This window comes from Agrococcus sp. Marseille-P2731, assembly GCF_900117395.1.
Taxonomy (GTDB): Bacteria; Actinomycetota; Actinomycetes; order Actinomycetales; family Microbacteriaceae; genus Agrococcus.
Map to the genome: position 1 here is coordinate 687,424 of NZ_FPEG01000002.1, position 25,413 is coordinate 712,836.

Consider the following 25,413-nt stretch of genomic DNA (forward strand, 5'->3'; position numbering starts at 1 on the left):
GCTACCGCGCGGTGGCGACCTCTCCCACCATCGGCTCGACGGGCACCGCATCAGCGGCGACCGTGCGGTCGATCATCACCTGGCCGAGCACGCGCGTGCCCTCGTAGAGCACCGCCGACTGCCCCGTCGCGACACCGGTCAGCGGCTCGCCCGCGTCGATCACGAGCTCGTCGCCGAGCATGCGGGCACGCGCCGGCACCGGGTCGGCGTGCGCGCGGATCTGCACCTCGACCTCGAGCCCGGCCTCGAGTCCGGGATGCGGCGCGCCGGCGTGCGAGATGCGGCTGCCGGCGATGCGCGACACGGCGAGCGCCTCCTTCGGCCCGACCACGATCTGTCGGGAGGAGGGCTTCACCTCGAGCACGAACCGCGGCCTCCCGTCCGGTGACGGCACGCCGAGCGAGAGCCCGCGGCGCTGCCCGACCGTGTAGCCGTGCACGCCGTCGTGATTGCCGACCACTGCGCCGTCCCGATCGACGATCTCGCCCGGATCGGAGCCCAGCCGCTCGGCCAGGAAGCCGCGCGTGTCACCGTCGGGGATGAAGCAGATGTCATGGCTGTCGGGCTTCTGCGCGAGGAGGAACCCGCGCTCGGCGGCCTCGGCGCGCACCTGGGCCTTAGTCGGCGTCGACGCGAGCGGGAACCAGCAGTGCGCGAGCTGCTCGGCCGTGAGCACCCCGAGCACGTAGGACTGGTCCTTCGCCCAGTCGGCCGCGCGATGCAGCTCCGGCCCCGCCTGGGTGTGCTCGACCCGCGCGTAGTGGCCGGTGACGACGCGCTCGAAGCCGAGCCCGACCGCGCGATCGAGCAGCGCCTCGAACTTGATCTTCTCGTTGCAGCGCAGGCACGGGTTCGGCGTGCGCCCCGCGGCGTACTCGTCGACGAAGTCCTGCACGACGTCGGCGTGGAAGCGCTCCGAGAAGTCCCACACGTAGAAGGGGATGCCGAGGCGATCGGCGACCCGCCGCGCATCCATCGCGTCCTCCACGGTGCAGCAGCCGCGGCTGCCGGTGCGCAGGGTGCCCGGCATGCGGCTGAGCGCCAGGTGCACGCCGACGACCTCGTGCCCGGCCTCGACCGCGCGCGCAGCGGCGACCGCCGAGTCGACACCGCCCGACATGGCTGCCAGCACCTTCATGCGCTCCCCCTCCGCCGCATCCAGGGTACCGACGCGGCGCGAGGCGCCGCGGCCGCGCTCGCCGCTGGACACAGCGCCGCGTGGGATGCTTGACGACGTGACGGATGCGGGAGCTCACCAGGGTGTGCGGGTCTCGGTCGTCATCCCCGTGCTGGACGACGCGACGGCCCTGCGCCGCTGCCTCGAGCGCCTCGCCGCGCAGCGCGTGCCGCCGCACGAGGTGATCGTGGTCGACAACGGCTGCACGGACGACTCGGCCGCCGTCGCGCGCGCCGCCGGGGCGCGCGTCGTCGCCGAGCCGACGCGCGGCATCCCCGCTGCTGCCGCGCGCGGCTACGACGAGGCCACCGGCGAGGTCATCGCCCGCTGCGATGCCGACTCCGTCGTGCCGGAGGACTGGGTCGAGCGGATCAGCGACGCCTTCGCCGCCGATCCCCTGCTCGAGGGGCTCACGGGGCCCGGCCGCTTCCACGACGTGTCGCCGCGCTGGACGACCGTCGCGAGCGTCTCCTACGCCCTCGGCACCTTCGTCGCCGCGCGCGCGGCGATCGCCAACGTGCCGCTGTGGGGTTCGAACATGGCGCTGCGCCGCAGCTCGTGGATGCGCGTGGCCGCTCTCGTCGAGCGGGCAGACCCGGCCGTCCACGACGATCTCGACCTGACCATGCGGCTCGGCCCGCGCGCGCGGCTGCGATTCGACGCGTCGCTGACGGTCGGCGCCGAGGGCCGCATCTTCCGCAGCCCGAGCGCGGCGCGCGACCGCATCCGCATCGCCATGCGCACGTTCCGCCGCAACTGGGCCGTCGGCGGCTCGCCGGGCAGGCGCTGGGTGCTGCGGGTCGGTGGGCCGGACCTGATCGGCTCGCGCCGCCGGGTGCGTCCGTGAGCGGAGCCGAGGCAGGCTCGACGCCCGCCCGCCGCTGGCTCGCCGACCAGGGTCGCTGGCTGACGGGCGACGTGCTGCGCTTCGTCGCCGCGGCCTCCGTGCCGCTGTGCTGGGCGGTCGCCGGCGGCCCGGCGGCTGCCGCCATGCTCCTCGCGCTCGGCGGTGCGATGGCGCTCCGCTTCGCGCGCATGCCGACGGCGACCGACCTCATCGGCCAGGCCGTGCTGCTCGCGGCCGCCTGGTGGGCGGCCACCGGCGCCTACGAGGCCGTGCCGTGGCTCGACCTCGTCACGCACGCGGCGTGCGGGGCGGTGCTGGCGCTGCTGGCGCGCGAGATCATGCTGCGCACCCGGATGCTGCCGGTCGGCGGCGGGAGGCGCGAGGCCCTCGGCCGCGCTCTGCACACGAGCACCGCGGTGCTGCTGCTCGGCTTCCTCTGGGAGCTGGGCGAGTGGGCCGGGCACGCCCTCATCACGGACACCATCCGCGTCGGCTACGAGGACACCCTCTCGGACCTCCTCACCGACCTCGCCGGCGCGATCGCGGCCGCGATCCTCGTCGAGCTGCCGCGGCGCTCGCGCGCCTGAGCCGGGCCGGGCCGCGTCAGCCCGCGAGCGCGCGGGCCCGCTCGACCGCGGCCGGGAGCACCGCGAGCAGCGCATCGACCTCGCGCTCGGTCGTCGTCCACCCGAGCGAGAGGCGCAGCGGGGCGACCCCCTCGACCCCGCAGGCCCGCACGACGTGCGACTCGCGCGCGACCCCCGCAGAGCATGCCGAGCCGTTCGAGACGGCGAAGCCGGCCTCGTCGAGCAGGAACTGCAGCGACTCCCCCTCCGCGCCCTCGACGACGAGGTGCGCGATGCCCGGCAGCCGCTCTGCCGCCGCGAGCAGCCGCACGCCCGGCAGCCCTGCTGCGGCACCCAGGATGCGATCGGTGAGCGCGCGCAGGCGCGCCGCCTCGCTCTCGAGCTCGGCGAGCGCCTCCTCGGCGGCGAGCGCGAAGAGCGAGGCCCCGAGCGCATCCTGCGTGCCGGAGCGCAGCCCCCGCTGCTGGCCGCCACCGTGGTGCAGCGCGTGCAGCCGCGCGTCGCGACGCACGACCAGCGCGCCGACGCCGTGCGGTCCGCCGAGCTTGTGGCTCGCGACGCTCATGAGCGCAGCGCCCGTGTCGGCGAACCGCAGCGGCATGTGGCCGAACGCGCCCACCGCGTCGAGGTGCAGCGGCACGCCCGCGCGCGCCGACGCATCCGCCGCCTCGTCGATCGGCTGCAGCGAGCCGAGCTCGTTGCTCGCCACCAGCATGGTGGCGACGGATGCCGTGGGCGCGTCCGCGAGCGCCGCGCGGAAGGCGGTGAGGTCGGTCACCGCGCTCGCGTCGATCGGCACCCAGCGCACCTCGGCGCCCTGCCGCTCGAGCCACTCCACCGCGTCGAGCGTCGCGTGGTGCTCGCCGACGGGCACGACGAGCGGACCGGCCGCGCCCGAGGCCGCGGTGGCCGCCCACCACGAGCCCTTCAGCGCCAGGTTGATCGACTCCGTGCCGCCGGAGGTGAAGACGACCTCGGTCGGATGCGCGCCGAGTGTCGCCGCCAGCCGCTCCCGCGCGTCCTCGAGCACGGCGCGGGCACGCTGGCCCTCGCGGTGCGTGGAGGCGGGGTTCGCGAGCGGCTCGGCGCTCGCGAGCGCCTCTCGGACCGAGGCGCGCATGGGCGTCGCCGCGGCGTGATCGAACAGGTGCACGGTCCCATACCCTAGGGCGCGTGAACGCCCAGCAGCATGTGACCGACCTCTCGCGCCCGGTCGCTGCGGCGGCCGAGCCGCAGTCGGCGCGCGTGGCCCGCGGCCTCGAGCGCACCGCGATCGGGCACCGCCTGACGGTCTTCTCGCAGCACGCGACCAGCATGGAGCTGCGGGTCTTCGACCGCGACGACCCCGACTGGCTGCTCGAGCGCCTGCCGATGGAGCGGGTGGGCGATGACTTCACCGTCGACACCGAGCTGCTGCAGCTCGGCACTCCCTACGCCGTCGGCGTCGATGGGCCGCATGGGCCCACGCACGCCTTCGACACGAGCCGCAACGCCGTCCCGCCGCACGCGCGCGGCATCGTGCGCACACCCCACGGCCAGCACCGCGCCACGGTCGTGAGCGACGACTTCGACTGGGGCGGCGTGCAGCGCCCGGAGATCCCCCTCGACCGGCAAGTGATCTACGAGGCCCACGTCAAGGGCCTCACGAAGCTCAGCCCGCACATGCCCGCCGAGCTGCGCGGCACCTACGCGGGCCTCGCGCATCCGTCGACCATCGCCTACCTGCAGGATCTGGGCGTCACGACGGTGCAGTTGCTGCCGATCCACCTGTTCGTCTCCGAGCAGCGGCTGCTGCAGCAGGGTCGCGTGAACTACTGGGGCTACAACACGCTCAGCTGGTTCGCGCCGCACAGCGCGTATGCCTCCAGGCGCGCGCAGTTCGATGGCACCGGCGGCGTGCTGCGCGAGGTCAAGGGCATGGTGCGCCTGCTCCACGAGGCCGGCCTGCAGGTGGCGCTCGACGTGGTCTACAACCACACCGCCGAGGAGGGCATGGGCGGCCCGCCGTCGAGCCTGCGGCTGATCGACAACGCCTCGTACTACCGCGTGCACGAGGCGGGGCACATGATCGACTACACCGGCTGCGGCAACACCCTCGACGCCTCGCTGCCGGCCGCGCAGGAGCTCGTCGTCGACTCGCTGCGCTACTGGCACCGAGAGCTGCAGGTGGACGGCTTCCGCTTCGACCTCGCGCCCGTGCTCGGCCGCGACGCCGAGGGGGCCTTCGACCCCGAGCATCCGCTGCTGCGCCGGATCCTCGACGACCCCCAGCTGCAGACCGCGACCATGATCGCCGAGCCCTGGGACGTCGGCCCCGACGGCTGGCAGACGGGCCGCTTCCCCGCCGGCTACAGCGAGTGGAACGACCGCTACCGCGACACCGTGCGGCAGTTCTGGTTGAGCGATCTGCGCTCCTTCCGCCACGGCGGCGACGGCTCCACCGGCGTCGGTCCGCTCGCGCACGCCGTCTCGGGCTCCGAAGGGCTGTTCGCCTCGGCGCGCGGCCCGCTCGAGAGCGTCAACTTCATCACCGCGCACGACGGCTTCACGCTCGCCGACCTCACCCGCTACGACCGCAAGCACAACGAGGGCAACGGCGAGGAGAACCGCGACGGCGCGGACGACAACCGCTCGTTCAACCACGGCGTCGAGGGCCGCACCGAGGATCTCGCCGTGCAGCTCGACCGGCGCAGGTCCATGCGCAACGTGCTCGGCACCCTCCTCGTCTCCGCCGGCGTGCCGATGCTGACGATGGGCGACGAGTTCGGCCGTTCCCAGCGCGGCAACAACAACGCCTACTGCCAGGACTCGGCGCTGACGTGGATGCGGTGGGACCGCAAGGACTGGCAGCACGCGTTCTTCGCCCAGACCAGGCGGCTGCTCGAGCTGCGGCGCGAGCACCCCGCGCTGCGGCCGCTCGAGTACGGCCAGACCGAGCAGCGCGTCGCCGGCTCGTCCCGCCTCGACTGGTTCAACGGCGCAGGCCTCCACATGACCATCGACGACTGGGACCACTCCCAGGACCGCACCATGCAGATGCTGGCCGAGTCGACGCCCATCGAGGAGGCGTACTCGCGCGTGCTCGTGATCTTCCACGGCTCGCCGCGCGATTCGCTCATCACGACACCGGAGCCGGACGGCGCGACCGAGCTCGAGCTGCTCTGGGACTCGGCAGCCGACCACCACGACGAGGAGCGCGTGGCCCCGGGCGAGCGGGTGCTGGTGCCCGCGATGAGCATGCGCGTCTACGCCGTGCACGGTGTGCCGGCCGCCGGCGCGCCGCTGGCGACGGTCATGCGCTACCGCGCGCCGGTGTCCGCACCGTCAGGCGCATCGCAGCGCGAGGGCTGACCTTCGTCGAGGGTCGGCCCTCGCGCTGCTGCTCCGGTCGTGCCGGCTCGCTGCGCTAGCCCTTGGCGTAGGCGACGAGGCCGAGCTCGGCGTCCGACGCGAGCATCTCGTGGCGCGGCACGACGCGCACCGTGTAGCCGAAGGTGCCCGCCATCGGCAGCGCGATGGCCGACTCGAAGCGATGCGCGGCGCCCTCGGCGCGCACCGGCTCGAGCGGGAAGCGGCGGGCGCGGCGCAGCTCGCCCTCCTCGCTGATCGTGCCCGCGACGACCTCGACCGTGACGTCCTCCGGCTGCAGCTCGCCCAGCTCGACGAACGCTCGCACGCGCACGTCGTCACCGACGACCGGCGGCGTGTCGACGCCGTCGGCCTCGATGTGGCGCACCTCGACGCGCCCGAACGCGTCGCGCATCCGCGTCGTCCATGCCGCGAAGGCACGGCCGGCGCGAGCGTCGTCCGCAGCCGCCAGGCGCGCGGCCTTCGCCGCGGGTGCGTAGAGCCGGCCGACGTACTCGGCGAGCATGCGCTCGGCCGAGAGCTCCGGGCTGAGGGTCGCGAGCGTGTGGCGGATCGAGGCGATCCACGCCAGCGGCAGGCCGCGCTCGTCGCGGTCGTAGAAGCGCGGCGCCACCTGGTGCTCGATGAGCTCGTAGAGCGCGTTGGCCTCGACGGCGTCGCGCTGCTCCGCACCCATGTGCTCGTGCGCGGAGGGGATCGCCCATCCGTTCTGGCCGTCGAAGTACTCCTCCCACCAGCCGTCGAGGATCGAGAGGTTGAGCGAGCCGTTGAGCGCGGCCTTCATGCCGGAGGTGCCGCACGCCTCCAGCGGGCGCAGCGGGTTGTTGAGCCACACGTCGCAACCCGGGTAGAGCGACTTCGCCATCGCGATGTCGTAGTTCTCGAGGAACACGATGCGGCCGCGCACGTCGGGCTCCTGCGAGAAGCGCACGAGCTCCTGGATGAGCGCCTTGCCCTGCTCGTCAGCGGGGTGCGACTTGCCGGCGATCACGAGCTGCACCGGGCGCTCGGGGTGCGTGAGCAGCGAGCGCAGCCGCTCGCGGTCGTGGAGCATGAGCGTGAGCCGCTTGTAGGTCGGCACGCGCCGCGCGAAGCCGATCGTCAGCACGTCGGGGTCGAGCAGGCCGTCGACCCACGAGGGCGCGACGCCCTCGTTGCGCTCGTGCTTCAGCCGGGTGCGCTCGCGCGCCTCCTGCACGAGCGCCGCGCGCATCTCGCGACGCACGGACCACAGCGTCTCGTCCGAGACCGCATCCGAGCCCCAGTCGCAGCGCGTGGTGTCGAGCGTGCCGAGCTCGCGCTCCGCCAGGTGCTTGAGGATGGGCGAGGTCCACGTGGGCGCGTGCACGCCGTTGGTGACGGAGGTGATGGGCACCTCTGCCGCGTCGAAGCCCGGCCAGCGGCTCGCGAACATGCCGCGCGAGACCTTCCCGTGCAGCTTCGAGACGCCGTTCGCGCGCTGCGCGAGCGAGAAGCCCAGCTGCGCCATGTTGAAGATCGAGGGATCCTCCTCGCGGCCGAGCGCCAGGACGCGCTCGACGTCAACGCCTGGCACGAGGTCGCCGGTGAGGTGCCGGCGCACGAGCTCGACGTCGAAGCGGTCGATGCCGGCGGGCACCGGCGTGTGCGTCGTGAAGACGGTGCCGGCGCGCACGACCTGCAGCGCCTCGTCGAAGCTGAGGCCCTCGGCGATCAGGCGCGAGATGCGCTCGATGCCGAGGAACCCGGCGTGACCCTCGTTCGAGTGGTAGACAGCGGGCGCCGGCGCGCCGGTCAGCTCTGCGTGCACCGCGAGGGCGCGGACGCCGCCGATGCCCAGCAGCAGCTCCTGCTGCAGGCGGTGCTCGCCGCCGCCGCCGTAGAGCCGGTCGGCGACACCGCGCAGATCGCTGTCGTTCTCGTGGATGTTCGTGTCGAGCAGCAGCAGCGGCACGCGGCCGATGGTCGCCTGCCAGATGCGCGCGCGCAGCGTGCGACCGCCCGGCAGCGCGAGCGCCACGGTGGCGTGCGTGCCGTCGGGGTCGCGCAGGATGGTCAGCGGCAGCCCGTCGGGGTCTAGCACCGGATAGGTCTCCTGCTGCCAGCCCTCGCCCGAGATCGCCTGCTTGAAGTAGCCGGCCTGGTAGAAGAGGCCGACGCCGATGATCGGCACGCCGAGGTCGCTCGCCGCCTTCAGGTGGTCGCCGGCGAGGATGCCGAGGCCGCCCGAGTACTGCGGCAGCGCGCTCGTGATGCCGAACTCGGGCGAGAAGTAGGCGATCGACTCCGGCGCGTCCTCGAGCGACTGGTACCAGCGCGCCTGCGAGAGGTAGTCGTCGAGGTCGTCGGCGATCGCGTCCACGCGCGCGACGAAGGCGTCGTCGGCGGCGAGCTGCTCGAGCCGCTCGGTGCCGACCAGGCCCAGCAGCTGCACGGGATCGTGACCGGTCGCCCGCCAGCCGTCGAGCGAGATCTCGCGGAACAGCTCGCGAGTCGGCTCGTGCCAGGACCAGCGCAGGTTCGACGCGATGGTCTCGAGCCGGCGGAGGCGCTCGGGCAGGGAGGTGCGGACGGTGAACTTGCGGATCGCTCTCACGCGCACGAGCCTAGCGGCGGCGCACGACACCCGATGCACACCCAGCGGGCCGTGGGTAGGTTGGTGCCGTGGCGAACGAACCAGCACTCCCCAAGGACATCCGCTCCGGCAGGATCCCGGTGCTCGACCTGCATCCGCAGCAGCCCGGCGACCGCTTCCCCGCGAAGGCGGTGGTGGGCGACGTGGTGCCGTTCTCGGCCGCCGCGTTCCGCGAGGGTCACGACCGCATCGGCGTGACGCTCGTGCTCCGCTCCCCCTCGGGCGGCGCGCAGCGCGTGCCGATGGAACCGCTGGAGGACGGCCATGACCGGTACGAGGCGCTCGCGCTCGTCGACGAGCAGGGCACCTGGAGCTGGCACGTCGAGGCCTGGGCCGACGAGTGGGCCACCTGGCACCACAACGCCGAGATCAAGATCGCCGCCGACATCGACGCCGAGCTCATGGCGACCATGGGCTCGCAGCTGCTCGCCCGCGCCGCGCGCGAGGCGAGCGCCGCCGACGCGGCGGTGCTCACGAGCGCCGCGAAGGCCCTCGCGAGCACCTCCGCGCCCGTGCTGCAGCGCTGGGCGGCGGTCAACGACCCCGCGACCCTCGCGGCGATCGACCGCAGCCGGCCCCGCTCGCTCGTCACGGCATCCGAGACCCTGCAGCTCAAGGTCGAGCGCACGCGCGCCGGCGTGGGCGCCTGGTACGAGCTCTTCCCGCGCTCCGAGGGCGCCGTGCAGCGCGAGGACGGCACATGGCAGAGCGGCACCTTCGCGACCGCCGCGAAGCGACTGCCGGCCGTGAAGGCCATGGGCTTCGACGTGCTCTACCTGCCGCCGGTGCACCCGATCGGTGAGGTCAACCGCAAGGGCCCGAACAACACGCTCACCCCGCAGCCCGGCGACCCCGGCAGCCCCTGGGCGATCGGCTCGAAGGACGGCGGCCACGACACCATCCACCCCGACCTCGGCACCATCGACGACTTCCGCGCATTCGTGCGGGCGGCGGCGGATGCGGGGCTCGAGGTGGCGATGGACCTCGCGCTCCAGGCGGCACCGGATCACCCCTGGGTGGCCGAGCACCCCGAGTGGTTCACGACGCTGCCGGACGGCTCGATCGCGTTCGCCGAGAACCCGCCGAAGAAGTACCAGGACATCTACCCCGTCAACTTCGACAACGACCCCGCCGGCATCGTCGCCGAGGTGCTGCGCCTGATCGAGCAGTGGGTCGGCTGCGGCGTCGAGATCTTCCGCGTCGACAACCCGCACACGAAGCCGCTGTGGTTCTGGGAGCACGTCATCGCGCAGGTGAACGCGAAGCACCCGGACGTCGTCTTCCTCGCCGAGGCCTTCACACGGCCCGCGATGATGCAGGCGCTCGGCAAGGTCGGCTTCCAGCAGTCGTACACCTACTTCGCCTGGCGCAACACGAAGGCAGAGCTCGAGGAGTACCTGCGCGAGGTCACCGGCACGCAGGCCGCGTGGTTCAAGCCCGCGTTCTGGGTGAACACGCCGGACATCCTCACCGAGTACCTGCAGTTCGGCGGTGTGCCCGCGTTCAAGGTGCGGGCGGCGATCGCCGCCACCGCGGTGCCCACCTGGGGCATGTACGCCGGCTACGAGCTGATCGAGGACGTCGCCCGGCCCGGCGCCGAGGAGGCCATCGACAACGAGAAGTACGAGTACCGGCCGCGCGACTGGCAGCGCGCAGAGCGCAACGGCACCACGATCGCGCCCTACATCGCGAAGCTCAACGAGATCCGCGCCGAGCACCCGGCGATCCGCCAGCTCTGGGCGCTCGACGTGCACTGGTCCGACGACGACGCGGTGCTCGTCTACTCGAAGCACGTGGATGCGCGGTTCACTCAGACGGGCGAGGACGACACGATCCTCGTGGTCGCGAACGTCGACCCGCACTCCGCGCGCCAGACGACCGTGCACCTCGACCTGACGAAGCTCGGGCTGCGCCCGGGCGATGCCTTCGAGGCGCACGACCTGATCACCGGCGAGACCTGGCAGTGGAGCGACCACAACTTCGTGCGGCTCGACGCGTTCGTCGAGCCGGTGCACGTCATCAGCGTGCGACGATCGGGGGCATGATGCTCGACACCGACACCATCCAGCAGCTCGCTGACGGATCGCACCCCGCGCCGCACGACTGGCTCGGGGCACATCCGGGCAGCACGGCGGCCTCCGGCACGAAGGCAACCGGGGCCGCGGCGCCCGAAGCGCACGTCGTGCGCGCCGTCCGCCACCTCGCCGCCGGCGTGAGCGTGCTCGTCGAGACGGCGACCGGCCAGGACGAGGTGCCGATGGAGCACCTCGGGCACGGCCTCTGGCAGGCCGAGGTGACCGGCCCCATCCGCCCCTACCGCCTGCGCACGAGCTACAGCGATGGTGGGGCGTGGGAGTCGGAGGATCCCTACCGCTTCTCCCCCACGATCGGCGAGCTCGACCTGCACCTGTGGCGCGAGGGACGGCACGAGCAGGTCTGGCAGGTGCTGGGCTCGCGGCTGCGCGAGCACGACGGCGTGCTGGGTGCCTCCTTCGCCGTCTGGGCTCCGAACGCTCGCGCCGTGCGCGTCATCGGCGACTTCAACGACTGGGTCGGCCGCTCGCACCCGATGCGCACCATGGGCGCCTCCGGCGTCTGGGAGCTCTTCGTGCCCGGCGACCTCGAGCACAGCGCGTACAAGTACGAGATCCTCACCGACCACGGCTGGGTGACGCGCGCCGACCCGATGGCCCGCTACACCGAGGTGCCGCCGGCGACCGCGTCGAAGGTGGGCACGAGCCGCTTCGCGTGGAGCGACGACGACTGGATGCGCGCGCGCGCTGAGCGCGACCAGCACAACGTGCCGATGTCGGTCTACGAGCTGCACTTCGGCTCGTGGCGCCCCGGGCTCGGCTACCGCGAGATGGCGGACGCGCTCATCGAGCACCTCGAGGAGACCGGCTTCACGCACGTCGAGTTCATGCCGCTGGCCGAGCACCCCTTCGGCGGCTCGTGGGGCTACCAGGTGACGGGCTACTACGCCCCGACCAGTCGCTTCGGCCACCCCGACGACCTCCGCTACCTGATCGACCGGCTGCACCGCGCCGGCTACGGCGTGCTCATGGACTGGGTGCCCGGGCACTTCCCGAAGGACGAGTGGGCGCTCGCCCGCTTCGACGGCAAGGCGCTCTACGAGCACCCGGACCCGCGCCGCGGCGACCAGCCCGACTGGGGCACGCACGTGTTCGACTTCGGCCGTCCCGAGGTCAAGAACTTCCTGGTCGCGAACGCCGTCTACTGGCTCGAGGAGTTCCACATCGATGGGCTCCGGGTCGACGCCGTCGCCTCGATGCTCTACCTCGACTACTCGCGCAACGACGGCGAGTGGCTGCCGAACATCCACGGCGGGCGCGAGCACCTCGAGGCGATCTCGCTGCTGCAGGAGACCAACGCGACGGTCTACCGTCGGTGCCCCGGCATCGTCATGATCGCGGAGGAGTCGACCTCCTGGCCCGGTGTGACGAAGCCGACCGACGCATCCGGGCTCGGCTTCGGCCTGAAGTGGAACATGGGGTGGATGCACGACACGCTGCAGTACATGGCGGTCGACCCGATGTACCGCTCGCACCACCACGGTGACCTGACCTTCTCGTTCCTGTACGCGTTCTCCGAGCAGTTCATGCTGCCGATCAGCCACGACGAGGTCGTGCACGGCAAGGGCTCGCTCGTGGGCAAGATGCCCGGCGACCAGTGGCAGAAGCTCGCCTCGGTGCGCGCCTACCTGACCTTCATGTGGGCGCATCCCGGCAAGCAGCTGCTGTTCATGGGGCAGGAGTTCGGGCAGCCGAGCGAGTGGAGCGAGGCGCGCGGGCTCGACTGGTGGATCCTGGACCAGCCGGTGCACCGCGGGCTCATGTCGCTCGTGTCGCAGCTGAACCGCGTCTACCGCGACACCGAAGCGCTCTGGCTGCGGGACAACGAGCCGGGTGGCTTCGAGTGGATCGACGGCGGCAACTCCTCCGACAACCTCGTGGCGTTCCTGCGCTGGGGCGCCGACGGGGATCCCGTGGCCGCGATCGTGAACTTCTCAGGGCGTCCAGTCGACGGCTATCGACTCGGACTGCCGTTCGCGGGTGCGTGGGAAGAGGTCATCAACTCGGATGCGCTCGAGTTCGGCGGCTCCGGCGTCGGCAACCTCGGCGCGGTGCACGCGGTCGACGAGCCGTGGGGCGGGCGACCCGCTTCCGCGACGATCACGGTGCCGCCGCTCGCGGGCCTCATCCTGCGCCCGAAGCAGTAGCGCTCGGCGCAGCCGCTCGCGTCACCCGCAGGTCGAGGAGCGCGCGGCGCAGCCGCTCGCGTCACGAGACCGGAGCCACCACGCGTCCTCCGGTCTCGTGACGGCAGCGGCGCTGCGCGCCGCGGCCTCCTCGACCTACGGGCCGGCGCGTGCTCAGTAGAGCAGCGTCGTCAGCCGCTTGCGCGCAGCCGCGACCCGCGGGTCGTCCACACCCACGATCTCGAACAGGTCGAGCAGCCGCAGCCGCACCTGCTGCTTCTCGTCGCCGAAGAGCGAGCCCATCAGGTCGAGCAGGCGCAGGAAGGCGTCCTCGACGTGGCCGCCGGAGAGGTCGAGGTCGGCGACGAGCATCTGCGCATCGGCATCCGTCGGCACCGCAGCGGCTGCAGCGCGGATCTCGTCGGCGCCTCGGCCCTGCAGGCGTGCGAGCAGACGCACCTGCGCGAGCCCGGCGATCGCATCGGAGTCGCGCGGGTTCTGCGCGATTGCCTTCTCGAACGCAGCGATCGCCGTGTCGAAGTCGCCCGCGTCGATCGCGTCGTAGGCCTCCTGGTGCAGCGGCGGCACCGGATCCGGCGTCGGCTCGGCGCCCTCGGTGTCTGCCTCTGCGTCACCGACGGGCACGGTGCCGGTGACGCCCTGCTGGGCGGCGAACTCGAGCACCTGCGCGAGCACGTCCTGCACCTGCTCCTCCGGCTGCGCGCCGGTGAACAGGGGTGCCGGGCGCCCGCCGATGACGGCGGCCACGGTCGGCACGGACTGCGCCTGGAAGGCCTGCGCGATCTGCGGGCTGCTCTCGCCGTCGACCTTGGCGAGCACGAGCCTGCCGCGCTGCGCCTCGACGAGGCGCTCGAGCACCGGCACGAGCTGCTGGCTGGGCTCGCTCCACTCGGCGACGATCGCGACGATCACGGGCACGCGCGTCGACAGCTCGACGAGCGTCTGCAGATCGGCGTCGCCGACGGTGATCACGACGCCGGGCGCTCCCCCGCTCGAGGCGGACTGCTGCGGCTGCGCAGCGGGCTGCGCGTGCTTGGCGGCGAGCGCCGACAGGTCGACCGCGCCGGCGATCGATGCGGGCATGTGCGGGTTCGTCATCCTGGGACCTCCGATGCGTCGAGCAGGGTCTGCGCGTAGCCCACGATCTGGATCTCGGCGCCCTCCGGCGCGTCAGCCGGGGGCACGGCGAACAGCACCTGCAGCTGGTACGTCGTGTCGATGCCGGTCTCGGACGCCTCGACTCCCGCGAGGATGCCGGCGCCGTCGGCGGTGCTGATCTCGACGCCCTCCTCGTTGGGCGTCGTGCGCTGCGTCTCGTTGAACGAGGTGGCGACGAGCGCGCCGCCGTCGTTGGCGACCAGCATGAGCGGCGGCTGCTCGTCGTCGTCCCAGCTCCACTCGAGGTTGGTCAGCTCGTACTCCGGCAGCTCCCGCTGCTCGTCCTTCCAGTCGCGACCGAACTGCTCGCGCAGCGCATCGCCCTCCTGGCGGAACCAGGAGGCGTAGCTGGAGTCGTCGCCGTTGATCAGCATGTCGGCGTAGGCGAAGGTGATCTCGGAGGGGCGGCGCACGAGGAGCGGCGTGTCGAGCGGGAGGCTCGCGGCACCGATCGTCGGGCTCGCGACGGCGGGCAGCTGCACGCCGGATGCGAGGGTCATCTGGTAGATGAGGCGGTAGTCGCTGCGCGCATCCGCCTGCTGGAAGACGAGCGCCGACTGCGCCTGCGCGCCGTCCTCCCACGCCACCACGGCCATCGCCGTCCGCGGCCAGACCTCGGTCTGCTGCGGCAGCAGCAGCTGCACCTCGCCGTCGGCGATGCCCTGGAGCGCAGGCAGCTCGTCGTTCTGGCTCCGCACCTCGTAGTTCGTGGTGCGCGCCGCGAGGGCGGGGCCAGCGACGCGGCGAGCCGCGGTCTCGGCCGAGAGCTCGGTGTCGGCTGCCGCGACCACCTCGCGGGTCTCGTCGAGCACGCGCTCGAACTGGTTCTCGGTGAGCGCGACCTGGGGCAGCGCCTCCTCGAGGGTCGACGGCGTCGGCGTCGCGGCCGTCTCGCTCGGCTCGGGGCTCGGCCAGTACTGCGGGCCGCAGCCGGTCAGCGCGATGGACGCGAGCAGCGGGAAGGCCACGATCCCGAAGCGGCGACGGGTGCGGGCGGCACGATGCTCGGCCTTGCCCTCGCCGGTGCGCTTGGCCGCATCCTCACCATCGCCGACCGCAGCGTCGCCCTCAGGCGCGCCGTCAGCGTCGGTGCGATCGGTGGATGCGCCCTCCGGCGGAGATGCTGCAGGCTCGGCCGACACATCCGGTGCCTCGAGCGCGTCGCGCTCGGGCGCCGCGGTGACCCCGCGCTCCGGTAGCGGCAGGCCCTCGCGGGCATCGCGCTGGAGCTGCCTGCGCTCGGCGCGCGTCAGCTCCCGGTGCGAGCGGCGCTGCGGGCCGCGCCGGCGGCGGTGCCGGCCGAGCGCCAGCAGGAAGAGCACGAGCGCCAGGGCGAGGAACACGAAGCCCGCCGTCATGAGGGGGCCGAAGAGCGGCGTCTTTGCGTCGAAGGGCCACTCGACGCGGACATCCGCAGGTGCGGCCGCGCCCGGCTCGCCCTGGACCAGCATCGCGAAGCCGACGGGCAGGTCGATCTCGAACCGCACCTCGCCGTCGCCGGCGTACTCCTCGATCCACAGGTCGCTGCCCGCGATCGTCGGGAGGGCCTCGCTGTCACCAGCTTCCTCGGCGAGCACGAGCTCCTCGCTCTCGCCGAGCTCCGCCACGGCGTGCTGGCTCTCGCCGATCCAACCGAGCACGTCGTGGTCGCGACCGACGGCGACCGTCACGGCGCCGCTGCCGGAGATCGACACGGTCTGGCGCCCGTCGTGCTGGTTCATCGTCTCGCCGGAGAGGTAGAGCAGCTGCGCGTCCGTGGGCTGCTCGAGCTGCGCGACGATCGTCTCCGGTGGAGCCCAGATGGTGCGCTGGCCGATGCCGAGTCCGAGCAGGACCAGCGAGATCACGAGGCTCACGGCCGCGAGGATGTATCGCACGAGAAGCAGGTCCTTTCACGCTCGCCGAGCAGATCGAGGCGCCGTGGATGTGCGCCGGGCCCGGCAGGCAAGCCTCCAGGGTACCGGAACCGTCCCGCCTGGCGCCATCCCACTGCCGCGCGGCTGACCGAGGGCCCGTCCTGCGCACCCTAGGATTCCAGGTGTGAAGATCCGCAACGGCTTTCTGCTCGGGCTCGTCGGTGGCCTCGGCGTCCTGCTGGCCATCGCGATCGGCGCCGCGATCGGCCAGATCAGCACGGTGCTCGTCTGGGCCTTCGCCGGCATCTTCCTGGCCCTCGGCATCGAGCCCGTCATCCAGTTCCTCGCCAAGCGCAACGTGCCGCGCTGGGGCGCGGTGCTCATCGTCTTCGTGCTGATCCTCGCGGTCCTCGCCGGGGCGACGTGGCTCATCATCCCGACGATCGTCGCGCAGTTCACCATCCTCATCCAGTCGGTCATCTCCGAGATCGAGGGCGGTGCGCTCGAGGGCTTCGTGGCATGGATGAACGAGACCTTCCCGCAGTTCGACATCGACGCGACCCTCGAGCAGCTCGAGGGCGCGCTCACGGACTTCGAGACCTGGTCGACCCTGCCGCCCTTCGTGGCGGAGATGGCGACGGCGATCATCAACGGCGTGGGCCAGCTCGCCTTCGCGCTCGGCGGCGTGCTCATCGTCGTGGTGCTGATGCTCTACTTCACGGGCTCGCTGCCGTCGCTGAAGTCGGGCATGTACCGGCTCGTGCCGGCGTCCTCGCGGCCGAAGTTCATCGAGATCGCCGAGCAGGTCATGCAGTCGGTCGGTCGCTTCGTGCTCGGACAGGGTGCGCTGGGCGTCCTGAACGGCGTGCTGACGTTCATCGTGCTCTCGATCGTCGGCTCCGACCTCGCGGGCGTCTACGCGTTCATCGCCCTCATCGCCTCGACCATCCCCCTGGTCGGCACGATCTCCGCATCCGTGCTCATCTCGCTGCTCGTGCTGCTGCTCGACGGGCCGCAGACGGCGCTGCCGGTCGCGATCTACTACCTCGTGTACATGCAGCTCGAGGCCTACTTCATCAGCCCGCAGATCATGAACCGGGCCGTCAAGGTCCCCGGCGTCGTCGTGGTGCTCTCCGCGCTCATCGGCGGCACGCTGCTCGGCATCCTGGGCGCGCTCGTGGCCATCCCGGTGGCCGCCGCGATCCAGCTCATCCTGAAAGAGGTCGTCATCCCTCGGCAGGATGCGAAGTGACGGCCGTTTCTCGCTGACGCCCCGCGCGGGTCGCGCTCAGCTGGCGCGCCAGCAGCCGCTGTGCCAGTGCCGACGATCCTCGATGGCCCGCTCGCCGAAGATCGAGTCCGCGCGCCACACCACGACGTGCGCCGTGCCCTGCGCGACCGTGCCACCGCATCCGGGGCACGCGTAGTCCTTCACCGCGCTGGTCGCAGCCATGGGCTGCACGTGCCAGTCGCCGGATGCGCGATGCTCGACGCGCAGGGCCCCGTGCATGAGGCGGTCGACGTCGAGCGGCACGTACGGCTGCGCGCGGCGCTTGGGCCGGCGCGCCGGCATCAGTACCAGCCGACCGACTGCGAGTGGCCCCAGGCGCCGCACGGCGTGCCGTAGCGACCCTGGATGTAGCCGAGGCCCCACTGGATCTGCGTGACGGGGTTCGTCTGCCAGTCAGCGCCGGCCGTCGCCATCTTGGAACCGGGCAGCGACTGCGGGATGCCGTAGGCGCCGCTCGAGCGGTTCTGCGCGTAGACGTTCCAGTTCGACTCGCGCTGCCACAGGTTGTAGAGGCACGCGTACTGATCCTCGCCCCAGCCTCGGGCGAGCACCATCTCGCGAGCCGCAGCCTGTGCGCTGCCCGGATCAGGGGCGACCGCGCGCGGGATCACGATGGAGGCCGCCGCGGGAGCGCTGCCGCCGGCGGCGGGCGCTGCAGCAGCTGCCTGCTCGGGCGTGGGCGTCGGCGTAGGCGTGGGCGTCGGCGTCGGCGTGTGCACGACGATCTCGTCGCGGACCAGCGCCGCCTGCTCCCCCGTGATCTCGCCGATCGCCTGCTCGGGACGCTGCTCGCTGGGCAGCTCGATGGGGTCTGCCATCACCTGCGGGCTCGGCGTCGCGGTGAGCGTGACGAGCACGAATCCGGCGGCGGCGAGCAGCGAGAGCCCGGAGAGCACGCCGCGGGTGCGCGTCTTGCGCGCGGATGCGGTGGCGGAGCGGGTGAACACGAGGAGCGAGGTTATCACGAAACGGTAACGAAGCCGAGGCCTCCTCCCGTCAGCGCACCGCCAGCATGAGGCTCACGACGGTGTCGAGCAGCGCGTCGACCTCGTCCTCGTCGTAGCCGCCGAACTGCGCGTCGAACTGCACCGTGCGCACCTCGCGCGCGGTGATCTCGGGGCCGTCCTGCAGGTAGTCGGCGATCCTCGCAGCGAAGGCGTCGACCTCTGGCATCCGGTAGCCGCGCGAGATGCGGCTCACCCGGCGGAAGCGCTCGCCGTCGGGCTGCTGGAGGCGACCGAGCGCATCCTGCGCCCGCTGACGCACCTTCGCGTACCACTCCTGCTCGCCGTGCTCCAGGATGCCCCGCTCGTGCTCGCGACGGGCGAAGGCCTCCTCGAGGCGCTCGAGCGCCGCGTCGACGTGCGCGGGCGAGTAGCCGCCCTTCTGCATGGTGAAGCTGGTGCGGCGGATCGCAGCGGAGTCGATCGCCGTGGCTGCGCGAGCATCGGTCGCGTAGGCACGCCGAGCGTCCTCGAGGAAGTCTTCGACCTGCTCGATGTCGTAGCCCGGCTGCGACCGTCGGGCTCTCGGGAACGTGCTCATCGTCTCCATCATGCCAGCGGCGACCGGGAGTTCATGCGTGCGTGATCTGGAACAGGGCCATCATGACGGCCGCGCTGGGCAGGATCGAGTCCAGGCGGTCCAGGAATCCGCCGTGCCCCGGCAGGAACGAGCCGATGTCCTTGATGCCCAGATCCCGCTTGATGATGGACTCCGCGAGATCGCCGACGGTCGCGCTGATGACCAGCAGCAGCGCGAGGATGATGCCGAACCACCACTCCTGGCCGAGCAGCCACACCGAGAGCGCGATGCCGGCCGCGATCGCGAGCACCGCGCCGCCGAGCAGCCCCTCCCAGGTCTTGCCGGGGCTGATGCGCGGTGCGAGCTTGTGCTTGCCGAGCCAGACGCCCGCAGCGAGCGCGCCCGTGTCGATCACCGTGGTCATGGCGATCATCGCGATCATCCACCACTGCCCGTCCTCCTGCACGGTGAGCAGCACGGTGAACGCGCCCAGCACCGCGACGTAGGCGATGCAGAGGGCGCCGGCCCTGACATCGGCGAAGACGGCCGCGGATCCGGTGCGCGTCGACGGGTCGGAGAGCTCGACGACGCGCACGAGGGCGACGATGCCGATCGCGGCGAGGGTCGACCACCACATGCCTGCGGCGCCGAAGTACCAGGTGACCGGGATGATCGCCGAGCCGAGCAGCACGAGCGGCACCCTCGGCACGTCCCTGCCGGCGAAGCGCAGCGCGCTGGCCAGCTCGAAGAGCGCGAAGCCGACCAGCACGGTCGCGAAGACCATGTAGAGCACCTTCACGAAGAGCAGGCTCACCAGCAGCGCCACGCCGAGCACGAGCGCGATGCCGACTGCCGCAGCCAGGTTGCGCCCGGTGCGCTTGTTCACCCGCTCGCGCGTTGCTTCGATCTGCTCTCGGGCGGCGTGGATCTGCGCCTGGATCTGCGCCTCGATCTCGGCGGCGCTTCGATGCTCGCGTCGCATGCGTCGCCCTCCGAACCCTCGGTCAGACCTCGAGGAGCTCGGACTCCTTCTTCTTCAGCGCCTCGTCGATGCCGTCGATGGCCTGCTTGGTGTTGCCCTCGAGCTCCTTCTCGGCGCGCGAGATCTCGTCGTCGCCGACCTCGCCCTTGAGCTTCTCGAGGTCGGTCATGGCCTGTCGGCGCACGTTGCGGACGGCGACCCGCGCCTGCTCCGCCTTGTCCTTGACGATCTTCACGTAGTCCTTGCGGCGATCCTCGGTGAGCTCCGGCATCACGACGCGCACGATGTTGCCGTCGTTCGAGGGCGAGACGCCCAGGTGGGGCGCCGCGACGATCGCGCGCTCGATGTCCTTGAGCGCCGTCTTGTCGAACGGCGTGATGACGAGCGTTCGCGCATCGGGCTGCTGGAACGACGCGAGCTGCACGAGCGGCGTCGGCGAGCCGTAGTACTCGACGTTCAGTCGCTGGAACAGCGCTGGGTTCGCTCGCCCGGCGCTGACAGTCTGGAAGTCGTCTTTCGCGACCTCGATGGACTGCGTCATCTTCTCCTTGGCCGAAGCCAGAACATCGCTGATCACGTGGTTCCTTCCGTCGCTGTCGAGTCTATCTGCGCCCGCGCGCGTCAGGCGCGCACGAGCGTGCCGACGGGCTCGCCGAGGATCGCGCGGCGCAGCTGGCCATCGCCGTCCATGCCGAACACGCGCATCGGCATGCGGTTGTCCATGCAGAGGCTGAACGCGGTCGAGTCGACGACCTTGAGGCCGCGCACCAGCGCATCCTGGTAGGTGATCTCCTCGTAGCGCGTCGCCGCCGGGTCGTGCTTCGGGTCGGCGGAGTAGACGCCGTCGACGCCGTTCTTCGCGACCAGGACCTGGTCGGCACCGATCTCGAGGGCACGCTGCGCGGCCACCGTGTCGGTGGAGAAGTAGGGCAGCCCAGCGCCGGCACCGAAGATGATGACGCGACCCTTCTCGAGGTGGCGCTCCGCGCGGCGCGGGATGTAGGGCTCCGCGACCTGCGTCATCTGGATCGCGGACTGGACGCGCGTCTCTGCACCGGCCTGCTCGAGGAAGTCCTGCAGCGCGAGCGCGTTCATGACGGTGCCGAGCATGCCCATGTAGTCGGCGCGGCCGCGCTCCATCCCGCGCTGGCTGAGCTCGGCGCCGCGGAAGAAGTTGCCGCCGCCGACCACGATGGCGATCTCGACCGTCGCGGCCGCATCGGCGATCTGGCGGGCGATCGCCTGCACCACATCGGGGTTGACCCCGAGGCTGCCAGCCCCGAACGCCTCGCCCGAGAGCTTCAAGAGGACTCGACGGCGCGGCTGTGCTGGCATGTGGGCTCCTCCAGAGGGGTCGCGGCCCGAGCGCGGACCGTGCAGAAGCCTACCGCGATCCTTCCGGGCGCGACGAAGGGCCGGGGTCTCCCCCGGCCCTTCGCGACGTGCTGTGCTGGTCAGGCGCCGATCTTGAAGCGCGCGAAGCCGGAGACCGTGAGGCCGGCCGACTCGAGCACCTTGGCGACCGACTGCTTGTTGTCGCGCGCGTAGTCCTGGTCGAGCAGGACCATCTGCTTGAAGAAGCCCGTCAGGCGCCCCTCGATGATCTTCGGCAGGGCGCCCTCGGGCTTGCCCTCGCCGCGAGCGATCTCGGTGACGAGCTCGCGCTCCTTGTCGACCTCGGCGGCCGGCACCTCGTCGCGGGTGACGTAGCGCGGGTCGAACATCGCGATGTGCTGCGCCACCGCGCGGGCGGTCTCCGCGTCGTCACCCGAGTAGGCGACGACCACGCCGACCTGCGGGGGCAGGTCCTTCGAGGTGCGGTGCAGGTAGACGGCGTGCTCGGCGCCCTCGACACGAGTGACCTTCGTCAGCTCGAGCTTCTCGCCGATCGTGGCGGCCTGCTCCTCGATCATCGACTGCACGGTGCCCGACTCGGCGGGCGCCGCGAGGGCGCTCTCGAGGTCGGCGGCGCCGGAGGCGGCGACCGCGGCGACCACGCGCTCCGAGAGGGCGATGAACTTGTCGTTCTTCGCCACGAAGTCCGTCTCGCACGCGAGCGCGATCATCGTGACCGCGCCCTCGCCCTGAGCGGTGGCGATGAGGCCCTCGCTCGTGGAGCGGTCAGCGCGCTTGGCGTTGCCCTTGGCACCCTTGAGGCGCAGGATCTCGGTGGCCTTCTCGACGTCGCCACCGGCCTCCTCGAGGGCGGCCTTGGTGTCGCTCATGCCGGTGCCGAGCTGCTCGCGCAGCATCTTGAGGTCGGCGATGCTGATGTTTGCCATCCAGCGGCTCCTTAGTTGGACTCGGACGCGGTGACGTCCTCGGTGGTCTCGGCGGGGGTCTCCTCGGCAGCGGGTGCCTCGGCCTCAGCGGCCGGTGCCTCCTCAGCGGCGGGCGCCTCCTCAGCCGGTGCAGCCTCAGCGGCGGGCTCCTCGGCAGCGGCCTCATCGGCGGCCGGCTCAGCGGCGGCCTCAGCCGGCGCCGCGTCCTGCTGCTCGAGCAGCTCGCGCTCCCACTCGGCCATGGGCTCAGCGGCGGCGTCGCCACCACCGTGGCGCTGCATGAGGCCCTCGGCTGCGGCGTCCGCGACGATCTTCGTCAGCAGCGCGACCGAGCGGATGGCGTCGTCGTTGCCCGGGATCGGGTACTGGACGTCGTCGGGGTCGCAGTTGGTGTCGAGGATCGCGATGATCGGGATGCCGAGCTTCTTGGCCTCGTCGACCGCCAGGTGCTCCTTGTTGGTGTCGACGATCCAGAGGGCCGAAGGGGTGCGCTGCAGGTTGCGGATGCCGCCGAGCGACTTCTGCAGCTTCAGGAGCTCGCGCTTCTTGAGCAGCAGCTCCTTCTTCGTGTAGCCCTGCGTCGTGTCGTCGAAGTCGATCTCCTCGAGCTCCTTCATGCGGCTCAGGCGCTTCGAGACCGTGTTGAAGTTCGTGAGGAGGCCACCGAGCCAGCGCTGGTTCACGTAGGGCTGGCCCACGCGCGTCGCCTGCTCGGCGATCGACTCCTGCGCCTGCTTCTTGGTGCCGACGAAGAGCACGCTGCCGCCGTGGGAGACGGTCTCCTTGACGAAGTCGTACGCGCGGTCGATGTGCGCGAGCGACTGCTGCAGGTCGATGATGTAGATGCCGGAGCGCTCCGTGAAGATGAAGCGCTTCATCTTGGGGTTCCAGCGTCGGGTCTGGTGCCCGAAGTGCACGCCGCTGTCGAGCAGCTGGCGAGTGGTGACGACGGCCATGGCCGCCTCCTTCTTGTGTTGCGGTTCTGTCGGCGCGGCCGGTGGCCGAGCCCCTGGCGCCCTGACCCGCCTCCGCCACCCGCTCGAGCACGGGGCTCGAGCCGATGGACCGATGGAGGTGGTGTCGCGATGGGCGCGCGAAGTCATCGCAGAGACGATGCCCTCCCATGCTACATGCTTCGCCGCTCTCCACCGGTGCTCGCGGCGGTCGCGCGCGGACACCGCTGACGGGGCACGATCGGGCCATGCTCCCGACTGCGTCCCGCATCCTCGCCCTGCTGCTCGTGCTCGCGCTGGCCCCGTGGGCATGGCCGGTCGAATCGCGCGACGTCGCGCGAGCCTTCGATGCGCCTGCGACCGCCTACGGCCCCGGCCACCGCGGCATCGACATCGCGGCACCCGCAGGCTCCGCGGTGCTCGCTCCACAGGAGGGGGTGGTGCGCTTCGCGGGGCCCGTGGCCGGTCGCCCGGTCGTCTCGATCGAGCACGCGGGTGGCCTGGTGTCGAGCTTCGAGCCGGTCGAGCCGACGGTCTCGGCCGGCGATGCGGTGGCGCGCGGTGAGCAGATCGGCGTGCTGCTCGCGGGCCACGCCCCCGGCTCGGCTCGACTCCACCTCGGGGCGCGGCTCCACGGCCAGTACGTCGACCCCCTCGACCTGCTCGGGGTCGAGCGGCCGGTGCTGCTGCCGATGGGCGGGGCGAAGGCCGGGCGTCAGGCGCGCGGGTGGGCTGTGCGGTAGGCCGCTGTGAGCCGCTCGAGCGAGACGTGCGTGTAGATCTGCGTCGTGCCGAGGCTCGCGTGGCCGAGCATCTCCTGCACGGCGCGCAGGTCGGCGCCCCCGTCGAGCAGATGCGTCGCCGCCGTGTGGCGCAGCGCATGCGGGCCGTGCGGCCCCGAACCTGGTGCCTCCTCCAGCAGCGCGGTGACGAGCTCGTGGACGCGCCGCTGCCCGAGGCGCCCGCCGCGCGCGCCGAGGAAGAGCGCCGGATGCGCCTTCGCCGGGTTCGCGAGCCGGTGGCGACCGATGCGCAGCCAGTCGAGCAGCGCGTCGAGCGCCGGCCTGCCGAAGGGCACGACGCGCTCCTTCGATCCCTTGCCGATGACGCGGACGGTGAGCCGCTCGAGGTCGACGTCGTCGATGTCGAGCCCGACGAGCTCGCTCACGCGCAGCGCTGATGCGTAGAGCAGCTCGATGGCGGCGCGGTCGCGCAGCGCGACCGGGTCGCCCTCGCGGGCTGCCTCGTCGAGCGTGCCCAGGATGCTGTCGATCGCCGAGCGCGAGAGCACCCTGGGCAGGTGCTGGTCGCGCTTCGGGGTGCGCAGGCGACCGGCGGTGTCGACGCCCCCGCGCGCGGCGATCCATCGGCTCAGACCGCGTGCCGCGGCGCTCCTCCGGGCGATCGTCGCCTTACCTGCGCCTGCCTCGGCGCTCGAGTAGAGCCAGTGCCGCAGCGTCTCGATGTCGAGCGCATCGGCGTCGGCGACGCCGGTGGCGCGGCAGTGCTCAGCGAGGCTCGCGAGGTCGCCGCGGTAGCCGCGGACGGTGTTCGCCGAGTAGCCGCGCTCCCGCTCCAGATGAGCGAGGTACTGCTCGACGGCGTCGGCGAGCCGCATATCAGTCGGGCTTCCTGCTGAAGCGCTCCATGCGCTCGGCGGGATCGAGGAGCAGCACCTGCTCGACGATGTGTGCCGGCAGCGTCTCGCGGGACTCGTGCGGCAGCGCCGGGACCACCGAGTGCGCGATCGAGTCGGGGTAGAGCTCGATCAGGTTGAACGACTGCGTCGCGTCGATGCCGTGCATGGCGGGCGGCGGTCCCCCCAGGTCGTCGGCGTAGCTCGTCGCCCCTGCCAGCACGACCGGGATCTCGGCGAAGGTCCCGGAGCCGTTGACGTGCAGGTGGCCGGAGAGGATCACCCGCACGTCGGCGTCACCGAGCGCTGCGGCGAGCTGCTCCTCGTGCCGGAACTCGAGCAGCCGCATGAGCCTGCTGCGGTACGGCAGCGGCGGGTGGTGCATCACGAGCACCGTGCCGAGAGGCGGCGGATCGGCCAGGGCGCTCACCAGCCACTCGGCCTGCCCCTCGTCGAAGCCGCCGTGATGCCAACCGGGCAGGCTCGTGTCGAGCGAGACGATGCGCAGCGCCCCGACCTCCGCGACGAGGTCGACGGGGTCGCCCGCAGCCCCGGGGAGACCGAGGGCCGCCCGCATCGGTGCGCGCTCGTCGTGGTTGCCCGCTGCCCAGACGACCGGGGCACCGAGCTCGGCGGCGACGGGCTCGATGATCTCGCGCGCCAGCTCGTAGGCCCCGCTCTCGCCGAGATCGGCGACGTCGCCGGAGACGACGATGACATCGGCATCGCTCGCCGCGGTGCGCAGGCGCTCGACGGTGGCGCGCAGATGGTGCTCGGTGTCGACGAGGCCCGCCAAGGGGGCGCCGCCTGCGAGCAGGTGCGTGTCGCTGAGGTGCGCGATCACGGCGGAGGGCGCGGGGTGGATGCCGAAGCTCACGCCTCCAGGCTAGCCGCGCC

The 25,413-nt window shown here is 71.9% G+C and carries 22 protein-coding genes; 7 read left to right on the top strand and 15 right to left on the bottom strand.

The features are described from left to right. Position 1: 1 nt before the first annotated feature. Entirely contained in the window at positions 2-1,138 is a 1,137-nt protein-coding gene (gene mnmA, locus BQ6202_RS07250; RefSeq protein WP_072313989.1) for a tRNA 2-thiouridine(34) synthase MnmA, read from the bottom strand. A 97-nt stretch (positions 1,139-1,235) separates the two neighbouring features. On the opposite strand from mnmA, the gene BQ6202_RS07255 reads away from it, so the two are divergent. Further along, on the top strand, positions 1,236-2,024 hold the full coding sequence (locus BQ6202_RS07255; protein ID WP_234946145.1) for a glycosyltransferase family 2 protein: 789 nt from the start codon (positions 1,236-1,238) through the stop codon (positions 2,022-2,024). Next, positions 2,021-2,611, top strand: a complete 591-nt coding sequence (locus BQ6202_RS07260) for a DUF2238 domain-containing protein (RefSeq protein ID WP_083587072.1) — start codon at positions 2,021-2,023, stop codon at positions 2,609-2,611. The genes BQ6202_RS07255 and BQ6202_RS07260 overlap by 4 nt, the downstream gene beginning before the upstream one ends. Positions 2,612-2,627: 16 nt before the next feature. On the opposite strand, the gene BQ6202_RS07265 is transcribed toward BQ6202_RS07260, so the two are convergent. Then, positions 2,628-3,764: a cysteine desulfurase family protein gene (locus BQ6202_RS07265; RefSeq protein WP_234946146.1), complete on the bottom strand. Its 1,137-nt coding sequence runs from the start codon at positions 3,762-3,764 to the stop codon at positions 2,628-2,630. A 20-nt stretch (positions 3,765-3,784) separates the two neighbouring features. On the opposite strand from BQ6202_RS07265, the gene glgX reads away from it, so the two are divergent. After that, positions 3,785-5,962, top strand: coding sequence for a glycogen debranching protein GlgX (gene glgX / locus BQ6202_RS07270; protein WP_072313753.1), 2,178 nt, complete (start codon positions 3,785-3,787; stop codon positions 5,960-5,962). A gap of 55 nt (positions 5,963-6,017) precedes the next feature. Here glgX and glgP read toward each other — a convergent pair whose 3' ends face one another. Next, positions 6,018-8,555 carry an alpha-glucan family phosphorylase gene (gene glgP, locus BQ6202_RS07275; RefSeq protein ID WP_072313754.1) on the bottom strand — a complete coding sequence of 846 codons (2,538 nt, stop codon included), beginning with the start codon at positions 8,553-8,555 and terminating at the stop codon, positions 6,018-6,020. A 68-nt stretch (positions 8,556-8,623) separates the two neighbouring features. Between glgP and BQ6202_RS07280 the strand changes: the two genes are divergently transcribed. Continuing rightward, entirely contained in the window at positions 8,624-10,639 is a 2,016-nt protein-coding gene (locus BQ6202_RS07280; protein ID WP_083587073.1) for an alpha-1,4-glucan--maltose-1-phosphate maltosyltransferase, read from the top strand. Further along, positions 10,636-12,834 (top strand): 1,4-alpha-glucan branching protein GlgB, encoded by a 2,199-nt coding sequence (gene glgB / locus BQ6202_RS07285; protein WP_072313756.1) that lies wholly within the window; start codon positions 10,636-10,638, stop codon positions 12,832-12,834. Before BQ6202_RS07280 ends, glgB begins: the two co-directional genes overlap by 4 nt. Before the next feature lie 153 nt (positions 12,835-12,987). Here the strand turns inward: glgB and BQ6202_RS07290 are convergent, their stop codons facing one another. Further along, positions 12,988-13,932, bottom strand: coding sequence for a tetratricopeptide repeat protein (locus BQ6202_RS07290; RefSeq protein ID WP_072313757.1), 945 nt, complete (start codon positions 13,930-13,932; stop codon positions 12,988-12,990). Continuing rightward, positions 13,929-15,848 carry a DUF8094 domain-containing protein gene (locus tag BQ6202_RS07295; protein WP_143143669.1) on the bottom strand — a complete coding sequence of 640 codons (1,920 nt, stop codon included), beginning with the start codon at positions 15,846-15,848 and terminating at the stop codon, positions 13,929-13,931. The genes BQ6202_RS07290 and BQ6202_RS07295 overlap by 4 nt, the downstream gene beginning before the upstream one ends. Before the next feature lie 184 nt (positions 15,849-16,032). Here BQ6202_RS07295 and BQ6202_RS07300 point away from each other — a divergent pair, with 184 nt between their 5' ends. Beyond that, complete coding sequence (locus BQ6202_RS07300; RefSeq protein ID WP_072313759.1) at positions 16,033-17,100, top strand: AI-2E family transporter; 1,068 nt, start codon at positions 16,033-16,035, stop codon at positions 17,098-17,100. 36 nt (positions 17,101-17,136) lie between these two features. Here the strand turns inward: BQ6202_RS07300 and BQ6202_RS07305 are convergent, their stop codons facing one another. The 8 genes from BQ6202_RS07305 to rpsB form a co-directional block, all read right to left on the bottom strand. Beyond that, positions 17,137-17,421 carry a hypothetical protein gene (locus tag BQ6202_RS07305; protein WP_072313760.1) on the bottom strand — a complete coding sequence of 95 codons (285 nt, stop codon included), beginning with the start codon at positions 17,419-17,421 and terminating at the stop codon, positions 17,137-17,139. Beyond that, a complete protein-coding gene (locus BQ6202_RS07310) occupies positions 17,421-18,104 on the bottom strand; it encodes an aggregation-promoting factor C-terminal-like domain-containing protein (RefSeq protein WP_234946147.1) in 684 nt (227 codons plus the stop codon). The genes BQ6202_RS07305 and BQ6202_RS07310 overlap by 1 nt, the downstream gene beginning before the upstream one ends. 31 nt (positions 18,105-18,135) lie before the next feature. Then, entirely contained in the window at positions 18,136-18,684 is a 549-nt protein-coding gene (locus BQ6202_RS07315; RefSeq protein ID WP_072313761.1) for a DivIVA domain-containing protein, read from the bottom strand. A gap of 31 nt (positions 18,685-18,715) precedes the next feature. Further along, positions 18,716-19,645, bottom strand: a complete 930-nt coding sequence (locus tag BQ6202_RS07320) for a phosphatidate cytidylyltransferase (protein WP_083587074.1) — start codon at positions 19,643-19,645, stop codon at positions 18,716-18,718. Positions 19,646-19,667: 22 nt separating this feature from the next. Continuing rightward, on the bottom strand, positions 19,668-20,222 hold the full coding sequence (gene frr, locus BQ6202_RS07325; RefSeq protein ID WP_072313762.1) for a ribosome recycling factor: 555 nt from the start codon (positions 20,220-20,222) through the stop codon (positions 19,668-19,670). Positions 20,223-20,266: 44 nt separating this feature from the next. Beyond that, complete coding sequence (gene pyrH / locus BQ6202_RS07330; protein ID WP_072313763.1) at positions 20,267-20,980, bottom strand: UMP kinase; 714 nt, start codon at positions 20,978-20,980, stop codon at positions 20,267-20,269. Between the two features lie 119 nt (positions 20,981-21,099). Further along, positions 21,100-21,927, bottom strand: coding sequence for a translation elongation factor Ts (gene tsf, locus BQ6202_RS07335; RefSeq protein ID WP_072313764.1), 828 nt, complete (start codon positions 21,925-21,927; stop codon positions 21,100-21,102). 11 nt (positions 21,928-21,938) lie between these two features. Further along, on the bottom strand, positions 21,939-22,883 hold the full coding sequence (gene rpsB, locus BQ6202_RS07340; RefSeq protein WP_072313765.1) for a 30S ribosomal protein S2: 945 nt from the start codon (positions 22,881-22,883) through the stop codon (positions 21,939-21,941). Between the two features lie 245 nt (positions 22,884-23,128). On the opposite strand from rpsB, the gene BQ6202_RS07345 reads away from it, so the two are divergent. Further along, positions 23,129-23,623 (top strand): murein hydrolase activator EnvC family protein, encoded by a 495-nt coding sequence (locus BQ6202_RS07345; RefSeq protein WP_072313766.1) that lies wholly within the window; start codon positions 23,129-23,131, stop codon positions 23,621-23,623. Here BQ6202_RS07345 and BQ6202_RS07350 read toward each other — a convergent pair. Together BQ6202_RS07350 and BQ6202_RS07355 are read right to left on the bottom strand one after the other, a co-directional pair. After that, positions 23,596-24,498 (bottom strand): tyrosine recombinase XerC, encoded by a 903-nt coding sequence (locus BQ6202_RS07350; RefSeq protein WP_072313767.1) that lies wholly within the window; start codon positions 24,496-24,498, stop codon positions 23,596-23,598. The two genes, BQ6202_RS07345 and BQ6202_RS07350, sit on opposite strands and share 28 nt — an antisense overlap. Position 24,499: 1 nt before the next feature. Then, positions 24,500-25,393, bottom strand: a complete 894-nt coding sequence (locus tag BQ6202_RS07355) for a metallophosphoesterase (protein WP_072313768.1) — start codon at positions 25,391-25,393, stop codon at positions 24,500-24,502. Positions 25,394-25,413 lie beyond the last annotated feature (20 nt).

Coding starts and splice junctions, on each gene's coding strand:
- mnmA (WP_072313989.1), bottom strand. CDS start 1,138: ATGAAGGTGCTGGCAGCCATGTCGGGCGGTGTCGACTCGGCGGTCGCC.
- BQ6202_RS07315 (WP_072313761.1), bottom strand. CDS start 18,684: ATGAGCACGTTCCCGAGAGCCCGACGGTCGCAGCCGGGCTACGACATC.
- BQ6202_RS07305 (WP_072313760.1), bottom strand. CDS start 17,421: ATGCCGGCGCGCCGGCCCAAGCGCCGCGCGCAGCCGTACGTGCCGCTC.
- BQ6202_RS07350 (WP_072313767.1), bottom strand. CDS start 24,498: ATGCGGCTCGCCGACGCCGTCGAGCAGTACCTCGCTCATCTGGAGCGG.
- BQ6202_RS07320 (WP_083587074.1), bottom strand. CDS start 19,645: ATGCGACGCGAGCATCGAAGCGCCGCCGAGATCGAGGCGCAGATCCAG.
- tsf (WP_072313764.1), bottom strand. CDS start 21,927: ATGGCAAACATCAGCATCGCCGACCTCAAGATGCTGCGCGAGCAGCTC.
- glgB (WP_072313756.1), top strand. CDS start 10,636: ATGATGCTCGACACCGACACCATCCAGCAGCTCGCTGACGGATCGCAC.
- BQ6202_RS07345 (WP_072313766.1), top strand. CDS start 23,129: ATGCTCCCGACTGCGTCCCGCATCCTCGCCCTGCTGCTCGTGCTCGCG.
- BQ6202_RS07290 (WP_072313757.1), bottom strand. CDS start 13,932: ATGACGAACCCGCACATGCCCGCATCGATCGCCGGCGCGGTCGACCTG.
- rpsB (WP_072313765.1), bottom strand. CDS start 22,883: ATGGCCGTCGTCACCACTCGCCAGCTGCTCGACAGCGGCGTGCACTTC.
- pyrH (WP_072313763.1), bottom strand. CDS start 20,980: ATGCCAGCACAGCCGCGCCGTCGAGTCCTCTTGAAGCTCTCGGGCGAG.